An 18431-nucleotide genomic window follows, 5' to 3' on the forward strand; every position below is an offset into this window, starting at 1 on the left:
ATGGATATCAGGCGGCGCTGAACAGGCCGCTTTTGTAGAGCAGGGACAGATCGTCCCGGTCGGTCATGCCGACGATCTCGCCGATATAGAGCGTGTGGGTGCCGCCGTCGACGGCCTGGACCACCCTGCATTCGAACGTGGCCAGCGCATCGCGCAGCAGCGGCGCGCCGGTCTCGCCCTCGGTCCAGTCGCCGGTCTCGAAGCGCGCGCCCGGCGCGCCCGACGGCGAGGAGAAGGCGTGCGCGACGTCCGCCTGGCCATGGCTGAGGTAATTGACGCCGAAGTACCCCGCCAGTCCGATGGCGTCATGCGCCCGGACCCGTTTGTTCACGCATACCAGCAATTGCGGAGGCTCGGCGCTGACGCTGCAAACGGCGGTGGCGGTCAGCCCCCGGCGTTCGCCCCGATGGGCGGCGCTGATGACCGTGACGGGGGCGGGAACCCGCCGCATGGCCGTCTTGAAGGCAACTGAGTCGGACATACCCATGAGGGCGGCTCCTATATTCAATATTATTGAATAATTTGATATTGTTAAATTTATCGTAGAGGGCGCGGCCGTATCCTGTCAAGAGGAGGACCGGAGGCAGAGGGGGCGGCAGGTACAATCGCGCCACGCTCGGCCCCACGCGGCGCGCGTTTCCTGATCGGTCTATCGGATCCATGACACCCATGAAGGCAGGCACCGTCCCGGCACCCGGCCCAGGGCCTCGGGGCATCCAATCCCTGGAAATCGGCTATCGCATCCTGGTGGCGATCCAGATGGGCCCCGGCGCGGTGGCCTTGAAAGACATCGCGGCGCGCGCCGACATCACCGCCAGCGCGGCCCACAACTATCTCGCCAGCTTCGTGCGGGTCGGCATGGTCAAGAGCGACGGCCGCGGCCTGTACCGGCTGGGTCCCAGCCTGGCGGCGCTCGGCATGACCGCCGCCCGCGACGTCGATCACTTCGAATTGGTGCGCGAGGCCGCCGTCGCGCTCAGCGAGGAAACCGGCCTGGGGGTGGCGGTGGTCATCTGGAGCAACGGTCCGGTGATCCTGGTCAACCAGTCGGCGGTGCGCGGCCGGGTCTTCGAACTGCGCAACGGTCCGGTCGAAATGCTGCACACGGCCGCCGGCCATGTGTTCGCGGCGCATCTGGCCGACCGGGCGGTGCTGCCCGTGCTCAAGAGGGAGTTGGAGGCGAGTGGGCTGGCGCCCACGCCGCAGGAGGTCGAGGCCAGGCTGGCGGCCATTCGCGCCCCCGTACTGGAGCGAGGGTATTCGGTGGTGGAGTTGCGTGCCTTGCCGACTTATCTGGCCGTCAGCGTGCCCGTGTGGAACGTGCACGGCGAGGTTGCCTACGGCTTGACGATCACGTCGCCGATGTCGCTGCTGGACACGAGCAGGGACAGCGCCCAGGTCCGGGCGCTGCGAGAAAAGGGAAGGGCGTTGTCGCGCCTTCTAGGCGCGCCGGCCAGTCTCTGGGCCGAATGAACGCGCGCGCCGGGGACTCGCCCCGGCACGGCTTGCGAAACGACGGGTGGCCGCTTACAGGTTGGCGGGGTATTCGCCCGGGCCGCCGGCGCGGTTGGCCGCGTTGTATTCGTTGCGTTCCTGCCGGACCTGCGCGCGGTCGACCGGCTTGCCGGCTTGTTGGAAGGTCTGGTCGGGGAAGCCTTCCTGGCCGTAGACGATGCCGCCGTTGGCCTTGGCCTGCGCCAGTTCCTCAAGGACCTGGGCGCGGGTCAGCTGGGACGTGGTCGAGATGGCGGGGGGCGGGAAATCGTTGCCGTAGTTGTTGCCCTGGTCGGCATGGGCGGCGGCGCCGAACAGAGTAGCGGCGATCACGGCGGTGTAGGCAATGGCTTTCATGGCATATCTCCAAAGTATGGGGGTCGGGCGGCTGGACGTCGTGTCAACCGCCGTGCTTTGAAGATGGGCGCGCAAGAATCCTTTTAAATACCGAAGATCTGGAAATGACTTTTCCAGTTTCACCAACAATCGGCTGGGCCGAAGGCCGGCGGGCCGCCGGCTAGAGGGACAGCATCTCTTCGCCCTTGCGCGGCGCCGCGGTGTCGCGGGGATCGCCCCGTTCCGGTGCGGAAGCACAGGAGATCCGGTCGCGTCCCTGCCGCTTGGCGGCGTACAGCAGGATGTCGGTCCGGGCGAAAAGTTCGTAGAGCGGCTCGTCCACCCGGGACTGGGCGATGCCGAAGCTGGCCGTGACGGAAAAATCGCCTCGGGGTATTTCCAGCCGCGTCGTCGCCAGTTGCGCGCGTATGCGTTCGGCCACCTGGACCGCCCCGGCCGCCGGGGTGCCCGGCATCAGGATCGCGAACTCGTCGCCACCCAGCCGCCAGGCCATGTCGCCGGTACGGGTGCAGTCGCGGATGATCCTGCCCATCTCGGCCAGCGTCGCGTCGCCCGCGGCGTGGCCATAGGTGTCGTTGATGGCCTTGAAGGTGTCCAGGTCCAGCAGCACCAGGCTGAACGGATAGTCCGGATGCCGCTGCGGGCGGCCCAGGCTCAAGTCTTCGAAGTTGCGGCGGTTCTTCAGCTGGGTGAGCGGGTCGGTGACGCGTTCGTGCTTGAGCGGCGTGATGATGTCGGACAGCGCGCTGGCGAAAAGCGACCCGCCCAGCGTCAGGACGAGAGCGGCTGGAGGAAGGGCCTGCAGCCAGGCGTTGGGCTGCACGAATGCGCCGGCCTGGACCGCGGTCGAGCCCGCGACCCACGAAATGCCCAGGAACAGGCAGGCGGAAACGAGCGGAAGCATCCAGTACAGGACCTGGTCGGCCGCGCCGCCCCGGCGCAGCGCGCCCAGCCGCATCCAGGTCAGGAGCAGCAGCGCGCCCAGGCCGACGCCCAGCGTGTAGGCGAACGCGGGGACGTCGTGCTGCATGATGTGGAAATGCAGCAGCAGGACCAGGATGGCGATGCCCAGCGCACCCAGCGGCGATCCGTCGGCATCGATGCCGCAGCGTGCGAGCAGGCCGCGGGCAAGCAGCAGCGCGCTGCCCACGTAGAGCACGGCGGCGGCCAGGTCGTCGCCCGTCACATCGGCCTGATCGAAGATGCGCAGCAGCGTGCCGGCGGCGTATACGGCAAAGGCGGCGGCGTACAGCAGCAGATAGGCGCGCGGCCGCTCGTGGGCCCACAGGCAGGCGAAGCCCAGCGCGAACAGCAGGCACATCGCGGGATTGCCGAGCGCCAGGGCCTGGCTGGCGGTAAGTGGCAGGGACGAGTCCAATTTGGCACTCCTGAACGACCCGGTCTATGGAGCCTTGCCGGGACAGGTAGCCGTATCTTAGGAAGCAGCGTCCGGAAATGAAACTGCTTGTAAAGAATCGTTCACGTTTGCGGGCGCGATGCGCCAAGGCGTTCAGCCGGCGAAACGGTAACCGACGCCGACCTCCGTCAGCAGGTAGGCGGGCTGGGCCGGGTCGGCCTCGAGCTTCTGCCTGAGATGGCCCATGTAGATGCGCAGGTAATGGTTGTTGCCGACGTAGGCCGGCCCCCACACCTCGCGCAGGAGTTCGCGGTGCGTCAGCACCTTGCCGCGATGCGCCGCCAGGGTGGCGAGCAGGCGATATTCGCGGTTGGTCAGGTGCACGGCCTCGCCGCGGCGGGTCACGGCGCGCCGGGCGAAGTCCAGGGTGACCTCGCCGAAGTGGATTTCCGCGGGCTGGCCGGTTCCCCCGCGGCCGTGCCGGCGCAGCAGGACGCGCACCCGCGCCAGGAGTTCGCCCACGCCGAAGGGCTTGCTCAGGTAGTCGTCGGCGCCGGCGTCCAGCGCGCCGATCTTGTCGCTTTCGGCATCTCGGGCCGACAGCACCAGCACCGGCACCTCGGTCCAGCCGCGCAGTTCGCGGATCAATGTCATGCCGTCCGCATCGGGCAGGCCCAGGTCCAGGATGACCAGGTCGGGGTGCCGGGTGCCGGCCTCGATCAGCCCGCGCTGCACGGTCTCGGCCTCGAATATCGCGGCGCCTTCGCCTTCCAGGGCGGTGCGCACGAAGCGGCGGATGGCCGCGTCGTCCTCGATGATCAGGATGTTGGGTCGGTAGTCGAACATGGCGTGTCCGGTTCGGGATGGATGGCCGGCGGCGTGCCCAAGGGCAGGGTGAACGCGAAACGCGCGCCGCGCCCGCCCGGCGCGGCTTCCAGCCGGATGTCGCCGCCGTGGGCGCGGACGATGGCCTGGCAGACGGCCAGGCCCAGGCCCACGCCCGGGGTGGACGATTCGCGCTCGCCGCGGGCGAACTTGTCGAAGATGCGATCCGCGGCGTCCGGCGGCACGCCCGGGCCGTCGTCGGTCACCAGGGTGGCAAGCTGGCCGCCGCGGATTTCGGCGTCGATGCGCAGGGTACTGGACTCGGGGGTGTACTTGATGGCGTTCTCGAGCAGGTTGCACAGCACGCGTTCGATCAGGACGCCGTCGCATTCCACCAGCGGCAGGTCGGACAGGCGGCCCACGGCGACGCGCCGCTGGCCCAGGGCGTCGCGCATGTAGGCCAGCGCCGATCCGACCAGTTCCTCGATGGATTGCCATTCGCGGTGCAGCGGTGCATCGCCGCTTTGCAGCCGGGCCATGTCGAGGATGTTGTCCACCATGGCGTGCATGCGGCGCGCCTGCACCGTCAGGCCGTGCAGCGCGTCGCGCACCGCGCGCGGCAGTTCCGGATGCTGCCGCTGCAAGGTCTCGGAGGTGCCGACCAGGCTGGTCAGCGGCGTGCGCAGATCGTGCGAGACGGCGGCCAGCAGCGAGTTGCGCAGCTTCTCGGACTCGACGTTCAACAGCGCGTGCTGGGCGACTTCCACATAGTGCAGGCGTTCCAGCGCGATGGCCACCAGCGTGCCGTAGGCCGCCATCTGCCGGCGGCTTTCCGCGTCGTCCAGATCGGGACGGCCGCCGCAGGCGATCGCCAGCACGCCCCGCGTGCGCATCGAGGCCTGCAGGGGCAGGTAGTAGAAGGCGCTGGTGGACAGCGTGGCCGTGCCGGCGCCGGCGGGCTGCCCGTGATCGTAGGCCCACTGCGCCAGGGCCGGCTCCAGCCCCGTGGAGGCATCGGCCGCGGCCGCGGGCAGCAGACGGTCGGCGGTGTCCAGGACGTACAGCACGCAGTGGGTGTCGAAGGCCGCGCGGACATACGAGGACGTGGCTTCGACGATCTGTTCCGGCTGCAGCGCCGACGACAGCTCGCGCGCGAATTCGTACAGCCCGTGCGCCTCGGCCTCGCGGCGGACCGAGGTTTCGGCCTGCAGGCGCAGCCCTGCGGTCAGTTGCCCGACCACGAGTCCCGCGGCCAGCAGGACGAGGAAGGTCAGCGCGTATTGGATGTCGGAGATCGCGAAGGACCACAGGGGCTGGACGAACAGGAAATCGAACAGGCCGACGCTGACCAGCGAGGCCAGGGCGGCCGGCCCGCGACCGTGGCGCAGCGCCACCCCGATCACCGCCAGCAGGAACAGCATGACGATGTTGGTCTGGTGCAGTACCGGGAAGGCGAGCGAGGACAGCGCGGCCGCGGCGCCGCAATACACCAGCGCCCAGAGATAGGCCGGCAGGCGGGAGACGCCGCGCGGCTCCCGTTCGCCGGCCCGAGCCGTTGCCGCCGAGCGCGCCGGCGCGGGCAGGGGCGGCGCGGCGATGCGAATCACGTCGATCTCCGGGCAATTGGCCGCCAGCAGGTCGGCGAAGCTGTGGCGGTGCCAGATCCAGCCGGGCGCCAGCAGGCGCGACAGCAGGCCCGACAACGACAGGCGCAGGCGCCGCAGGCCGCCCGGCGCGGTGCGGCCCAGCACGACCTTGGTGATGTTGTGGCGCCGCGCATAGCGCACCACGGCCTCGACCAGATCGGTGCCGCCCAGGACTTCGGTGCGTGCGCCCAGCGACTCGGCATGCGCCAGCACACGCCGCAGGGTGTCGTGCCGGGAGGCCGGCTGGGGCTGGACGCGCAGGCTCTCGATGGTGACCACGTGCAATTCGCAATCGAGCTGCTGGGCAAGGCGATGCGCGTTGCGCACCACGTGGCCGGCGTCGTCGGCCGCGACGCAGGCCAGGACGGCCTCCCGGGTGCGCCAGATATCCGTGATGGCCCGGTCCAGCCGGTAGGCCTGCACGTCGTCGTCCACATGTTCCGCGGTGCGCCGCAGGGCCAGTTCGCGCAGCGCGATCAGGTTGCCCTTGCGGAAGAAATGGCCGGCGGCGTGCCGGGCCTGCTCGGGCAGGTACACCTTGCCCTGGCGCAGGCGGCGCAGCAGCTCGTCGGCCGAGGTGTCGACCAGGATGATTTCGTCGGCGTCGTCGAACACGGCGTCGGGCACGGTCTCCCGTATCCGCACGCCGGTGATGCCGCCCACCGCCTCGTTCAGGCTGTCCAGATGCTGCACGTTCAGCGTGGTCCAGACGTCGATGCCGGCCGCGAGCAATTCGTGCACGTCCTGCCATCGCTTGTCGTGGCGCGAGCCAGGGACGTTCGAGTGGGCCAGCTCGTCCACCAGCACCAGGGCGGGCCGCCGTGCCAGCGCGCCGTCCAGGTCGAACTCTTTCAGCGTGCGTTCGCGGTAGCGGATCTCGGCCAGGGGCAGCGTGGCGATGCCGGCCAGCAGGGCCATCGTTTCCTTGCGCCCGTGCGTCTCGACGACGCCGGCCACCACGTCGGCGCCTTGCTCCATCCGGTGGCGCGCCGCCTCCAGCATGGCGTAGGTCTTGCCGACGCCGGCCGAGGCGCCGAAATAGATGCGCAGCCTGCCGCGCGAGGCAGGCCGCCCGGCGGCATCGAGGTTCCTGAGCAGGGTATCGGGATCGGGACGGCCGGGGGCGGCGGATGCCATGTATGGGGTCTGGGCGTGGACGGCGGATCAGGGGCGGGGCAGCCGGTCCAGCGCGAGGTTGAGCTGGAGTACGTTTACCACGGGTTCGCCCAGTATGCCGATGAATGGCCGCTCCGTATGCCCGGCGATCAGTTTTTCCACTTCGTCCATGGGCAGGCCGCGCTCGCGCGCCACGCGCCCTGCCTGGTAGCGCGCCCCCGCCACGCTGATGTGGGGATCCAGGCCGCTGCCCGAGGCGGCGACCAGGTCCACCGGAATGGGGGCGGCGTTGCCGGGGTCGGCCTGCCGCAGCGCCAGCGCGCGCTCGCTGGCCAGGCGCGCCAGTTCGGGATTGCGCGGTCCGAGGTTGGAGCCGCCGGAAGCTTGCGCGTTGTACGGGCGGTCCGCGGTGGCCGAGGGGCGGCCCCAGAAATAGCGGGGCGAGGTGAACGACTGGCCGATCAGTGTCGAGCCGACCGTCGTTTCCCCCGACTGGACGAGCGATCCGGCCGCCTGGTCCGCGAAGGCCAGCCGGGCCAGGGCGGTGGTGGCCAGCGGATAGAGCAGGCCGGTAACGACCGAGAGCGCCGCGAACACGGCCAGGGCGGGCCGCAGCACGCGTTGCCGGGCGGGAGAGGTAGCAGGGGTCATGAGAGTCTCCGATAATCGGGAGGATCAGGCGAGTCCGGCCGCGGCCAGGATCATGTCGATCAGCTTGATGCCGGCGAAGGGCACCAGCAGGCCGCCCAGTCCGTAGATCAGCAGGTTGCGGCGCAACAGCGCGGCCGCGCCCAGCGGCCGGTAGCGCACGCCCTTCAGGGCCAGCGGGATCAGCACGATGATGATGAGCGCATTGAAGACCACGGCCGACAGGATGGCCGACGACGGCGAAGCCAGCCGCATGACGTTCAGCGCCGCCAGTTGTGGGTAGACGCCGGCGAAGGCCGCCGGAATGATCGCGAAATACTTGGCCACGTCGTTGGCGATGCTGAAGGTGGTCAGCGCGCCGCGCGTCATCAGCATCTGCTTGCCGGTCTCGACCACTTCGATCAGCTTGGTAGGATCCGAGTCCAGGTCGACCATGTTGCCGGCTTCCTTGGCGGCCTGGGTGCCGGAATTCATCGCCACCGCCACGTCGGCCTGCGCCAGCGCGGGGGCATCGTTGGTGCCGTCTCCCGTCATGGCCACCAGCCGGCCGTCGGCCTGGTAGCGGCGGATCAGCGCCAGCTTGGCCTCGGGCGTGGCCTGCGCCAGGAAATCGTCCACGCCGGCCTCGGCGGCGATGGCCGCCGCCGTGAGCTTGTTGTCGCCGGTGATCATCACTGTCTTGATGCCCATGCGGCGCAGTTCTCCGAACCGTTCCCGCATGCCGGGCTTGACGATGTCCTTGAGCTCGACCACGCCCAGCGCGGCGCGGCCGTCGCACACCACCAGCGGCGTGCTGCCGCGCCGGCCCGCGTCGTCCGCCGCGCGCGCCACGGCTTCGGGCAGCGTGGCGCCCTGTTCGGCCAGCCAGGCCTGCATCGCGTCGACCGCGCCCTTGCGCACGCGGCGGTCCGCCAGGTCCACGCCGCTCATGCGGGTATGGGCCGAGAACGGCACGAATACTGCACCGGCGGCCGCCTCGGGCGCCTGGCCCAACTGGCGGGCCGCCAGCGCGGCGATGCTGCGGCCTTCGGGCGTCTCGTCGGCCTGCGAGGCCAGGCAGGCGGCGCGCGCCAGGACGTCGGCCGCCACGCCGGGCGCCGGGTGGAAGGCGCTGGCCTGGCGGTTGCCGAAGGTGATGGTGCCGGTCTTGTCCAGCAGCAGCACGTCGACGTCGCCGGCCGCCTCCACGGCCCGGCCCGAGGTGGCGATCACGTTGGCGCGCATCATGCGGCTCATGCCGGCCACGCCTATGGCCGAAAGCAGGCCGCCGATGGTGGTCGGGATCAGGCAGACCAGCAGCGCGACCAGCGCGGTGATGGCGATGGCCGTGCCCTGGCCGGCGGCGGAAATGGCGAAGAACGAGAAGGGCAGCAGCGTTGCGACGACCAGCAGGAAGACCAGCGTCAGGCCCACCAGCAGGATGTTCAGCGCGATCTCGTTCGGCGTCTTCTGGCGCCGCGCGCTTTCCACCATCGCGATCATGCGGTCCAGGAAGCTCTCGCCGGGGTTGGCCGCGACCTGCACGATGATCCAGTCCGACAGCACGCGCGTGCCGCCCGTCACCGACGAGAAGTCGCCGCCGGCCTCGCGTATGACCGGCGCCGATTCGCCGGTGATGGCGCTTTCGTCCACCGAGGCGATGCCGGCGATGATCTCGCCGTCGCCCGGGATGGTGCCGCCGGCCTCGACCAGCACGATGTCGCCCTTGCGCAGGCTGCCGGACGGACGTTCCGTCACGTGGCCGCGATAGGCCTCGGCCGTGGCGGGCGTACCGGCCGGCACGCCCTGCACGACCCGCGCGACCACGGTGGTGCGCAGCCCGCGCAGCGCGGCCGCCTGCTGCTTGCCGCGCCCTTCGGCCAGCGCCTCGGCGAAGTTGGCGAACAGCACGGTGAACCACAGCCAGGCGGAGACGGCGAACATGAAGCCGGTGTCGGCATCCGCGTGGCCGAACAGGCCGGCGATCCACAGCAGGGTGGTCAGCATGCTGCCCACGTACACGGTGAACATCACCGGATTGCGGACCTGGGTCGAGGGCCGCAGCTTGAGCAGGCTCTCTTTCAGGGCCGTGCCGAGCGGAATGCCCGACAGCGCGCGCCGGGCGGGGGCCGCGGCGGCGGGGTGGGGAAGGGAAGGTTCCAGATGCGTAGACATGACGATGCCCGTCCAGGCGTTCAGGGTTGCAGGTGTTCCGCCACCGGCCCCAGGGCCAGCGCGGGAATGTAGGTCAGCGCGCCCACCATCAGCACGGCGCCGATCAACAGCACGACGAACAGCGGCCCGGTGGTGGGCATGGTGCCCGGGCCCGCGGGGATGCGCCGCTTGGAGGCCAGCGATCCGGCCAGGGCCAGCACCGGCACGATGATCCCGAAGCGGCCGCACCACATCGCCAGGGCCAGCAGCACGTTGTAGAAGGGCGTGTTGGCGGACAGGCCGGCGAAGGCGCTGCCGTTGTTGTTGGCGGCCGAGGACAGCGCGTACAGCACTTCCGAGAAACCGTGGGCGCCCGGATTGAATATCCCCGCCTGCCCGTCGGGCAGCGACACGGCCACCGCCGTGCCCAGCAGCACCAGCAGCGGCGTGGCCAGCAGCACGATGGCCACCATCTTCATGTCGTGGCTTTCGATCTTCTTGCCCAGGTATTCGGGCGTGCGGCCTATCATCAGGCCGGCGATGAACACGCCGGTGATGGCGAACACCAGCATGCCGTACAGGCCGGAGCCGACGCCGCCGAACACCACTTCGCCCAACTGCATCAGCAGCAGAGGCGAGAAACCGCCCATCGCCGTCAACGAATCGTGCATCGTGTTGACCGCGCCGCAGGAGGCCGCCGTCGTGACCACCGCGAACAGGGCGCTGGCGGCGATGCCGAACCGGCTTTCCTTGCCTTCCAGGTTCCCCCCGGCCGACAGCGCGGAGGGCGCGGCGTCGATGCCCGGCTGCGCCAGCATGGGGTTGGCGTGTTGTTCGAAGTAGCCGGTGGCGAGCACGAACAGCACGAACAGCACCGTCATCGCGGCCAGGATCGCCGCGCCCTGGGCGCGGCTGCCCACCAGTTCCCCGAAAGCCATGCACAGCGCGGCGGGGATCAGGAAGATCGCCAGCATCTCCAGGAAATTGCTGGCCGCCGTGGGGTTTTCGAAGGGGTGCGCCGAATTCGCGTTGAAGAAGCCGCCGCCGTTCGTGCCCAGCAGCTTGATGGCTTCCTGCGAGGCCACCGGCCCCATGGGCAGGGTCTGCGACGCGCCCTCCAGCGTATGCACGGTCTGGTAGGCGTCGAAGTTCTGGATCACGCCCTGGCTGACCAGGAACAACGCCAGCAGCAGCGACAGGGGCAGCAGCACGTACAGCGTCGAGCGCACCAGATCGGCCCAGAAGTTGCCGACCGTGCCCGCGCTGTGCCGCGCCAGTCCGCGCATCAGCGCGAACAGCACGGCGATGCCGGTGGCCGCGGACACGAAGTTCTGCACGCCCAGGCCCAGCATCTGGGTCAGGTAGCTCATGGTCGTCTCGCCCGCGTAGCCTTGCCAGTTCGTGTTGGTGACGAAGCTCACCGCCGTGTTCAGGGCCGAGTCCGGCGCCACCGCTCCCAGCGCGGCGGGGTTCAGCGGCAGCCATCCCTGCATGCGTTGCAGGGCATACAGGGCGACCAGGCCGACCAGGTTGAAGGCCACGGCGGCCACGGCATAGGCCTTCCAGCCGGTTTCCAGGGCCGGGTCGATGCCGGCAAGCCGGTAGATGAGGCGTTCGGCCGGGCGGCCCCAGGCGGTCCATCGCGACGGGCCGCCATCCATGGCGAGGCGGATGTAGCGGCCCAGGAAGGGCGCGATCGCCAGGAGGACCGCGAGATAAAGCGCCAACAGAAGAAGCAGCTTGGTATCCATCAGAATTTCTCCGCCTTGAACAGGGCGGCGAGCAGATAGACGAACAGGGCCGCGGCCGCCACGGCGCCGGCCAGGTGCAGCCAGGTCATGGCGTTTCTCCTGGCGACAGCGCCGCGCAGAACTGAATCAGCCCGATGGTCGCGCGCGCGATGACGACCAGGCCCAACAGGTAGATGAGATCCATTTTTTCCCGCCGATGCGGACTCCTCGATGGGCGGGGACGGCCTTTTCGTCCCCATGCCCGACGTCTGCCAGCGTAAGGAGACGGGCGTAAAAACGGGGTATAGCTTGGGCGGGCGGGTATAAAAATGGCGTAAAAATCGCCGCGGGCGGGGTCGCGTTAAGCTATCGCCCATGACCAATGCGGGGATCGCCATCCCCACGCGCCGAGGAATATCGTGTTTACCGGAATCATCCAGGGCACCGCCCAGATCGCCGCCATGAACGACCGCGAGGGCCTGCGCACCTTCACGCTCGAGTTCCCGCCGGGCTTCTGCCAGGACCTGGCCATAGGCGCCAGCGTCTCGGTGGACGGCGTCTGCCTGACGGTTACCGGCATCGCCAGCCCCACGGCCGCCTCGTTCGACGTCATGCTGCAGAGCCTGAACATCACCACGCTGTCCGAATACGGCGTGGGCTCGCGCATCAACGTCGAACGCGCCGCCAAGGATGGCGCCGAGATCGGCGGCCACCCGCTGTCCGGCCACGTCGACTTCACCACCACCATCGCCGGCATTCGCAGTTCCGACACGAACCGCGTCATGCGCTTCACCATTCCCGAGGCCTTCCGCAAGTACATCTTCGCCAAGGGCTATATCGCCATCAATGGCGCCAGCCTGACCGTGGCCGAGGTCAACCGGACCGAGGGCTGGTTCGAGGTCTGGCTGATTCCCGAGACGCGGCGCATGACCACGTTCGAGCAAAAGCAGGTGGGCGACCGCCTCAACATCGAGATCGAGCGCGGCACCCAGGTGGTGGTCGACACCGTGCGCGAGACCGTGCAGGAAAGCCTCGGCAAGCTCCAGCCGCTGCTGGAGGCCGTGCTGAAAGAGCGCGGAATCGAGCTCGAAGACCTGTTCCCCGCGCCCAAGTCGCTGAAGTAGCCGGTTCCCGGGGCCGCGCCCCCGGGTTTGCGAGGGTTGCGGTCCTGTTCGCGGCTGGTATTATTTACCTACCGTTCGGTAAATAAATGCGATCGCCATGTCCACGCCCGCTTCCCGCCCCGCTCCCCGGCGCCGCCAGGGCCGCCCGCCCGTGGTGGCCGACGCGCGCGAGCGCATCCTGCTGGAAGCCTCGAAGCTGTTCGCGCAAAGCGGCTACGAAAGCAGCTCCATCGGCGAGCTGGCCGCCGCCATCGGTGTCTCCAAGCCGGCCATCTATCACTACTTCGCCACCAAGCAGGACATCTACGACGCCATCATCCTCCAGGCGCTGCAAGGCCTGACCGATGCCGTCGTGCCGGCGGTGAACGCCCAGCCGGCCCCGCTGGACAAGCTGCGCGTCTTCATGACGGCGCATGCCGCCTACCTGGAACGCAACTACTGGAGCTTCGTCGCCATGCTGGTGGGCTTCAGCGGCATGAGCCCCAGCTACCGCGACGACGCCGCGCGGTTGCGCGACGCCTACGAGCGGCTGCTGCGCCGGATCCTGGAGCAGGGCGCGCGCGAAGGCGTGTTCCGGCCGGGGCAGGTCGTGACCTCGGGCCGCGCCGTGCTGTCGCTGCTCAACTGGATGGCGCGCTGGTTCAAGCCCGGCCACGGCAGCACGGCCGAACAGATCGCGCTCGACTATTTCGAACTTCTATCCGCCGGCCTGTGCGTCAGGCCGGCCGCCACTTCCTAATGGGGACTGTCATGTCGTTGGATGCCGATACCTTGAAGTTGCTGATCGAGGCCACGCGCACGTTCGTGGCCGAGCGCCTGGTTCCGCTCGAGGCCGAAGTGGCCGAAACCGGCGTGATCCCGCCGCAGGTGCGCGAGGAGATGCAGGCGCTGGGACTGTTCGGCCTGTCCATCGCGCCGGAGTACGGCGGGCTGGGCCTGAACATGGAAGAAGAAGTGCTGATCGCGATGGAACTGGGCCGCACGTCGCCCGCCTTCCGTTCCCTGGCCGGCACCAACATCGGCATCGGCTCGCAGGCCATCGTGCTGGCGGGCACCGCCGAGCAGCGCAATCATTACCTGCCGCGCCTGGCCAGCGGCGAACTGGTCGGATCGTTCGCGCTGACCGAACCGGACGCGGGGTCGGACGCCCTGTCGCTGCGGACCTCGGCGCGCCGCGACGGCGATCACTACGTCCTGAACGGCACCAAGCGCTTCATCACCAACGCCCCCATCGCCGGCTTGTACACCGTCATGGCCCGCACGGGCGAAGGGCGCGGATCGGGCGCGATCTCGTGTTTCCTGGTCGAGGCCGGCACGCCCGGCATCACGCTGGGCAAGCCGGACCGCAAGATGGGCCAGGCCGGTTCCTTGACCTGCGACATCGTGTTCGACGACTGCCGCGTGCCCGCCAGCGCCTTGCTGGGCGGGGAAGAGGGAAACGGCTTTCGCACGGCCATGCGCGTGCTGGACAAGGGCCGTCTGCACATCTCGGCCGTCTGCGTCGGCATGGCCGAGCGGCTGATCGCCGAATCCGTGCGCTACGCCACTGAACGCAGGCAGTTCGGCCAGGCCATCGCCGACTTCCAGTTGATCCAGGCCATGATCGCGGACAGCCAGACCGAAGCCTACGCCGCCCGCACCATGGTGCTGGACGCGGCCCGCAAGCGCGACCGGGGCGAGTCGACGACGCTGGAGGCCTCCTGCTGCAAGCTGTTCTCCACCGAGATGGTGGGGCGGGTGGCCGACCGCGCCGTGCAGATCCACGGCGGATCGGGCTACATTGCCGAGTATGCGGTCGAACGCTTCTATCGCGACGTCCGCCTGTTCCGCCTGTACGAGGGAACCTCGCAAATACAGCAGCTCGTCATCGCGCGCGAAACCATCAAGGCATACACGGCCTGAGGGCCGCCAAGGGAGGCAGGGATAAATGGCACGGATCAATAGCGTGGGGATAGTGGGCGCGGGCGCCATGGGGCGGGGCATCGCCCAGATCGCCGCCCAGGCCGGGCTGAGCGTCTATCTGTACGACACCGCCCAGGCGGCGCTCGCGTCGGCGCGCGACAGCCTGCGCGACACCTGGGACAAGCTGGTGCAGAAGGGCCGGCTGGACGCGCCCCGGGCCGAGGCGGCGCTGCAGGCGCTGACCCTGTGCGAGGACCTGGCGCAGCTGCGCGACTGCGATCTCGTGGTCGAGGCCATCGTCGAACGGCTGGATGCCAAGCAGGGGCTGTTCCGGCAACTGGAGGACATCGTCGGCGAGGCCTGCATCCTGGCCTCGAACACCTCGTCGCTGTCCATCACAGCGATCGCCGCGGCGTGCCGGCTGCCGGCGCGCGTGGCGGGCTACCATTTCTTCAACCCCGTGCCGTTGATGAAGGTGGTGGAAGTCATCGACGGCCTGCGCAGCGACCCGGCGGTGGGCGACGCGCTGACGGAGCTGGCGCGCCGCATGGGGCATACGCCCGTGCGCGCCAAGGACATGCCCGGCTTCATCGTCAACCACGCCGGCCGGGGCCTGAATACCGAGGGACTGCGGCTGCTGCAGGAGGGCGTGGCCGACTGCGCCCAGGTCGATGCCATCATGACCGGCCAGGCCGGGTTCAGGATGGGGCCCTTCGAACTGATGGACCTGACCGGCCTGGACGTCTCGCATCCCGTGATGGAGTCGATCTACCGCCAGTTCTTCGACGAGCCGCGCTTTCGGCCGTCGCCGCTGACCACGGTGCGCCTGGCCGGCGGACTGCTGGGCCGCAAGACCGGCCAGGGCTTCTATGCCTATGTCGACGGCAAGAAGCAGATCGCGCCCGAGGCGCCGCCGCCGTCGGTCGCGCATATGCCCGAGGTCTGGGTGTCGCCGGCGCGCCCCGAGGGCCGGGCCGAGGTGGTCGAGCTGCTGGAGCGCCTGGGCGCGCGGGTGCAGCAGGGCGACCGCCCTGGCGACGATGCCCTGATCGTGGTCACTCCCCTGGGCGAGGATGCCACCACGGCGGCCTGCGACCAGGGCCTGGATGCCCGCCGCACGGTGGCCGTGGACATCCTGCACGGCCTGCCGGAAGGGCGCCGCCGCACGCTCATGGCCACGCCGCTGACCGCGCAGGCGTGGCGGGACGCCGCCGTGGCGCGCTTCTCCAGCGACGGCGCGCCGGTGACGCTGGTGCAGGATTCGCCCGGCTTCGTCGCCCAGCGCATCGTCGCCACCATCGTCAACATCGCCTGCGAGATCGCCCAGCAGGGCATCGCCACGCCCGAGGACATCGACCGCGCCGTCACGCTGGGCCTGGGCTACCCCAAGGGGCCGCTGGCCATGGGCGACGCGCTGGGCGCCGCCCGCATCGTCGAGATCCTGCGCAACATCGTGCGGGTGACCGGCGACATGCGCTATCGACCCAGCCTGTGGCTGCAGCGCCGGGCCCAATTGGGGATGTCGCTGCTCGAGCGCTAGGTTCTGCGCGCGGCTACGAAAGAGATCGGCGGGGACGGCGCCATATCTTCTAAAATGCGGCGCTGTTTGATGGAGGATGTAATGGGACTCTTCATGGACCCCCGCCGGCAGCCCGAGGACACGCGCAGCAGCTATGCCCGCCGTCGCGCGCCGTGGCTGGTGCTGGTGGCGATCGGCTGCAGCGCCTACGTGTTGTCCAGGGGCTACCCCAGCTATACCGGCTGGCTGGCGATGATGGTGACCTGGGTGGCGGCCGTGCTGGCCATCACCACCGCCGACTGGAGCGACTTGCGCAGGAAATGAGACGCCCTTGACTGTCGCCAGCCAACACCCCCTGGCGGCCGAGCTGGTCGCGGTGCTCGTCGCCGCCACCGATGCCGAGCCGCTGGTCCTGACCACGCACGATGGACGCATGCTGCCGTCCGGCCCCTTCGAATCAGGCCATCGTTCGCTGCAGGCCGGCCTGCGCGCCTGGGTGGAGGAGCAGACGCACCACCCGCTGGGCTACGTCGAGCAGCTCTATACCTTCGCCGACCGCGACCGCACCGAGCAGAAAACCGAGCAGCGCGTCATTTCCATCAGCTACCTGGCCCTGACGCGGCAGGGGCCGGTTTCCGGCGCCGATGCCGCCTGGCACGGCTGGTACCGCTATTTCCCCTGGGAAGACCGGCGCGCGCCGTCGGCCGAGCTGGGAGAACTGATCGATAGTGCCTTGCGCGAATGGTGCCGGGCGGGGGCCGATGCCGCCCAGCGCCGGACCCGGCAGCAGCGGGCCGAGGTCTGCTTCGGCCTGGACGGCCGTGCCTGGAACGAGGAACTGGTCCTGCAACGCTACGAACTCCTGTTCGAGGCGGGGCTGGTGCACGAAGCCATCCGCCGCGCCGGCAGGACCGGGTTGCCGCACCTGGGCCAGCCCATGCGGCACGACCATCGCCGCATCCTGGCTACCGGCATCGCGCGCCTGCGGGCCAAGATCAAGTACCGCCCCGTGGTGTTCGAACTGATGCCGCCGGCCTTCACCTTGCTGCAATTGCAGCAGGCCGTCGAGGCGCTGGCCGGGCGGTCGCTGCATAAGCAGAACTTCCGCCGCTTCATCGAGCAGCAGCAACTGGTCGAGGAAACCGGCGCCCAATCCACCGAGACGCCGGGGCGCCCGGCCAAACTCTTCCGGTTCCGCGGCGACGTGATGCTGGAGCGCGCACTGAGCGGCAGCAAGCTCCCGCTGGTTCGCGGAAACTAAGCGACCGGAACGTATCTTTCAGGTTTCCACGTATTGACAGCCCTTATGCTCATACTTAGCATAACGAAGACGGCTAGAGCCGCGATTTTTTTCAACGGAAAATACTCAGAATGAGCATATATAAGTCCGGCGCCCACGGCAGAGGCGCCCAGGAAGCGTGGGACGTCGCGCCGTTGCCTTCGGTCATGATCGAACCCCTGGTGCGCGCCACCTTGCTGGAAGACCTGGGCCGGGCGGGCGACCTGACCACGAACGCCATCGTGCCCGCCGGACATCGCGGCCGGACCGCCATGGTGGCCCGCCAGCCCGGCGTGGTCGCCGGCACGGACGTGGCGCGCCTGGCGTTCGGCCTGATCGATCCGGACATACGCGTCGACGTGCGCAAGCCCGACGGCAGCCGTATCCAGCCGGGAGACGTCATTGCGGTGGTGGAGGGCAATTCGCGCGCCATGCTGACGGCCGAACGTACCGCGCTCAATTTCATGTGCCATATGAGCGGCATTGCGTCGGCGACGGCCTCCGTGGTCGACGCCATTGGCGATGCCCGGTCGCGCGTGGTGTGCACCCGCAAGACCATGCCGGGGATGCGCATCGTGCAGAAATATGCGGTCCGGGTGGGCGGCGGCTCCAATCATCGCTTCGGCCTGGACGACGCGGTGCTGATCAAGGACAACCACGTGGCGATCGCCGGCAGTGTCGCCGAGGCGGTGCGGCGTGCGCGGGCCGGCGTGGGGCACCTGGTGATGATAGAACTGGAAGTCGACACGCTGGAACAACTGGACGAGGCGCTGGAACTGAAGGTGGACGCCATCCTGCTGGACAACATGAGCGTCGAGACCATGACCGAGGCGGTGCGCCGCGTGGACGGCCGCGCGGTGACCGAGGCCTCGGGGCGCATCACGCCCCAGACCGCGCCGGCCGTGGCGCGCACCGGCGTGGACCTGATCTCCATCGGCTGGCTGACGCACAGCGTGGGCGTGCTGGACATCGGGCTGGATCACACGCCCGCGTAGTCGCTATATATAGGGAAGGAAGCCACAGGGACGGCTTTCTTCCCTTTCACGGGGGCCGAGTTGCACACGCCAGAAAAACCGTGCTATAGTCTCTTTCTCGACGCAAACAACGCAACCGCAGCGGCAACAGGCGCAGGGCAGCGGGAAGTGCGAAGAGTGAGGAAGGCAGTTTCAGCGGCGGTTACGCATAAGCGGGCGCAGCGAAGCAGTTGACCAAAAGAAGGGGCCTTGCGGCAGGGTGGTAGTGCAGCAGGGGTCTGACGAATCGAAATTAGCAGCGCTAACGACGATTTGACAGACGTAAAA

At 68.9% G+C, this 18431-nt stretch carries 17 protein-coding genes; 8 read left to right on the plus strand and 9 right to left on the minus strand.

Translation table 11 applies throughout. From position 1 onward, the window contains the following. Positions 1-7: 7 nt before the first annotated feature. A complete protein-coding gene (locus EV675_RS14140; RefSeq protein ID WP_165404597.1) occupies positions 8-481 on the minus strand; it encodes a flavin reductase family protein in 474 nt (157 codons plus the stop codon). 188 nt (positions 482-669) lie between these two features. Here EV675_RS14140 and EV675_RS14145 point away from each other — a divergent pair, with 188 nt between their 5' ends. Then, on the plus strand, positions 670-1473 hold the full coding sequence (locus EV675_RS14145) for an IclR family transcriptional regulator (protein ID WP_165404598.1): 804 nt from the start codon (positions 670-672) through the stop codon (positions 1471-1473). 54 nt (positions 1474-1527) lie between these two features. Here EV675_RS14145 and EV675_RS14150 read toward each other — a convergent pair whose 3' ends face one another. The 8 genes from EV675_RS14150 to kdpF all read right to left on the minus strand — a co-directional run bounded on the left by EV675_RS14150 (position 1528) and on the right by kdpF (position 11416). After that, positions 1528-1851, minus strand: coding sequence for a DUF4148 domain-containing protein (locus EV675_RS14150; RefSeq protein WP_130357836.1), 324 nt, complete (start codon positions 1849-1851; stop codon positions 1528-1530). 160 nt (positions 1852-2011) lie between these two features. Next, on the minus strand, positions 2012-3229 hold the full coding sequence (locus tag EV675_RS14155) for a GGDEF domain-containing protein (protein ID WP_130357837.1): 1218 nt from the start codon (positions 3227-3229) through the stop codon (positions 2012-2014). Between the two features lie 132 nt (positions 3230-3361). Beyond that, positions 3362-4054: a two-component system response regulator KdpE gene (gene kdpE / locus EV675_RS14160; protein ID WP_130357838.1), complete on the minus strand. Its 693-nt coding sequence runs from the start codon at positions 4052-4054 to the stop codon at positions 3362-3364. Then, positions 4027-6816: a sensor histidine kinase gene (locus tag EV675_RS14165; RefSeq protein ID WP_130357839.1), complete on the minus strand. Its 2790-nt coding sequence runs from the start codon at positions 6814-6816 to the stop codon at positions 4027-4029. The genes kdpE and EV675_RS14165 overlap by 28 nt, the downstream gene beginning before the upstream one ends. Positions 6817-6843: 27 nt before the next feature. Next, complete coding sequence (gene kdpC / locus EV675_RS14170; protein WP_130357840.1) at positions 6844-7446, minus strand: potassium-transporting ATPase subunit KdpC; 603 nt, start codon at positions 7444-7446, stop codon at positions 6844-6846. A 24-nt stretch (positions 7447-7470) separates the two neighbouring features. Further along, a complete protein-coding gene (gene kdpB, locus EV675_RS14175; protein WP_130357841.1) occupies positions 7471-9597 on the minus strand; it encodes a potassium-transporting ATPase subunit KdpB in 2127 nt (708 codons plus the stop codon). Between the two features lie 20 nt (positions 9598-9617). After that, entirely contained in the window at positions 9618-11327 is a 1710-nt protein-coding gene (gene kdpA / locus EV675_RS14180) for a potassium-transporting ATPase subunit KdpA (RefSeq protein ID WP_130357842.1), read from the minus strand. Then, positions 11327-11416: a K(+)-transporting ATPase subunit F gene (kdpF, locus tag EV675_RS14185; protein WP_130357843.1), complete on the minus strand. Its 90-nt coding sequence runs from the start codon at positions 11414-11416 to the stop codon at positions 11327-11329. The genes kdpA and kdpF overlap by 1 nt, the downstream gene beginning before the upstream one ends. A gap of 309 nt (positions 11417-11725) precedes the next feature. Between kdpF and EV675_RS14190 the strand changes: the two genes are divergently transcribed. From EV675_RS14190 to nadC, 7 genes are all read left to right on the plus strand, one after another. After that, on the plus strand, positions 11726-12430 hold the full coding sequence (locus EV675_RS14190; protein ID WP_130357844.1) for a riboflavin synthase subunit alpha: 705 nt from the start codon (positions 11726-11728) through the stop codon (positions 12428-12430). A 97-nt stretch (positions 12431-12527) separates the two neighbouring features. Further along, entirely contained in the window at positions 12528-13169 is a 642-nt protein-coding gene (locus EV675_RS14195) for a TetR/AcrR family transcriptional regulator (protein ID WP_130357845.1), read from the plus strand. Positions 13170-13180: 11 nt separating this feature from the next. Then, positions 13181-14332 carry an acyl-CoA dehydrogenase family protein gene (locus tag EV675_RS14200; RefSeq protein WP_130357846.1) on the plus strand — a complete coding sequence of 384 codons (1152 nt, stop codon included), beginning with the start codon at positions 13181-13183 and terminating at the stop codon, positions 14330-14332. A 25-nt stretch (positions 14333-14357) separates the two neighbouring features. Further along, entirely contained in the window at positions 14358-15872 is a 1515-nt protein-coding gene (locus EV675_RS14205) for a 3-hydroxyacyl-CoA dehydrogenase (protein WP_130357847.1), read from the plus strand. Positions 15873-15953: 81 nt separating this feature from the next. Further along, complete coding sequence (locus EV675_RS14210; protein ID WP_087836870.1) at positions 15954-16175, plus strand: hypothetical protein; 222 nt, start codon at positions 15954-15956, stop codon at positions 16173-16175. 7 nt (positions 16176-16182) lie between these two features. Then, positions 16183-17112, plus strand: a complete 930-nt coding sequence (locus tag EV675_RS14215) for an NUDIX hydrolase (protein WP_130357848.1) — start codon at positions 16183-16185, stop codon at positions 17110-17112. Between the two features lie 110 nt (positions 17113-17222). Next, positions 17223-18125, plus strand: a complete 903-nt coding sequence (gene nadC / locus EV675_RS14220) for a carboxylating nicotinate-nucleotide diphosphorylase (protein ID WP_130357849.1) — start codon at positions 17223-17225, stop codon at positions 18123-18125. The last annotated feature ends 306 nt before the right edge of the window (positions 18126-18431 follow it).

Source organism: Pigmentiphaga kullae (genome assembly GCF_004216695.1).
GTDB lineage: Bacteria > Pseudomonadota > Gammaproteobacteria > Burkholderiales > Burkholderiaceae_B > Pigmentiphaga > Pigmentiphaga kullae.

Excerpts from the sequence above, each read along its gene's own strand:
- EV675_RS14140 (WP_165404597.1), bottom strand. The coding sequence starts at position 481 with ATGTCCGACTCAGTTGCCTTCAAGACGGCCATGCGGCGGGTTCCCGCC.
- EV675_RS14145 (WP_165404598.1), top strand. The coding sequence starts at position 670 with ATGAAGGCAGGCACCGTCCCGGCACCCGGCCCAGGGCCTCGGGGCATC.
- EV675_RS14150 (WP_130357836.1), bottom strand. The coding sequence starts at position 1,851 with ATGAAAGCCATTGCCTACACCGCCGTGATCGCCGCTACTCTGTTCGGC.
- kdpE (WP_130357838.1), bottom strand. The coding sequence starts at position 4,054 with ATGTTCGACTACCGACCCAACATCCTGATCATCGAGGACGACGCGGCC.
- EV675_RS14165 (WP_130357839.1), bottom strand. The coding sequence starts at position 6,816 with ATGGCATCCGCCGCCCCCGGCCGTCCCGATCCCGATACCCTGCTCAGG.
- kdpC (WP_130357840.1), bottom strand. The coding sequence starts at position 7,446 with ATGACCCCTGCTACCTCTCCCGCCCGGCAACGCGTGCTGCGGCCCGCC.
- kdpB (WP_130357841.1), bottom strand. The coding sequence starts at position 9,597 with ATGTCTACGCATCTGGAACCTTCCCTTCCCCACCCCGCCGCCGCGGCC.
- kdpA (WP_130357842.1), bottom strand. The coding sequence starts at position 11,327 with ATGGATACCAAGCTGCTTCTTCTGTTGGCGCTTTATCTCGCGGTCCTC.
- kdpF (WP_130357843.1), bottom strand. The coding sequence starts at position 11,416 with ATGACCTGGCTGCACCTGGCCGGCGCCGTGGCGGCCGCGGCCCTGTTC.
- EV675_RS14195 (WP_130357845.1), top strand. The coding sequence starts at position 12,528 with ATGTCCACGCCCGCTTCCCGCCCCGCTCCCCGGCGCCGCCAGGGCCGC.
- EV675_RS14200 (WP_130357846.1), top strand. The coding sequence starts at position 13,181 with ATGTCGTTGGATGCCGATACCTTGAAGTTGCTGATCGAGGCCACGCGC.
- EV675_RS14205 (WP_130357847.1), top strand. The coding sequence starts at position 14,358 with ATGGCACGGATCAATAGCGTGGGGATAGTGGGCGCGGGCGCCATGGGG.
- EV675_RS14210 (WP_087836870.1), top strand. The coding sequence starts at position 15,954 with ATGGGACTCTTCATGGACCCCCGCCGGCAGCCCGAGGACACGCGCAGC.
- nadC (WP_130357849.1), top strand. The coding sequence starts at position 17,223 with ATGAGCATATATAAGTCCGGCGCCCACGGCAGAGGCGCCCAGGAAGCG.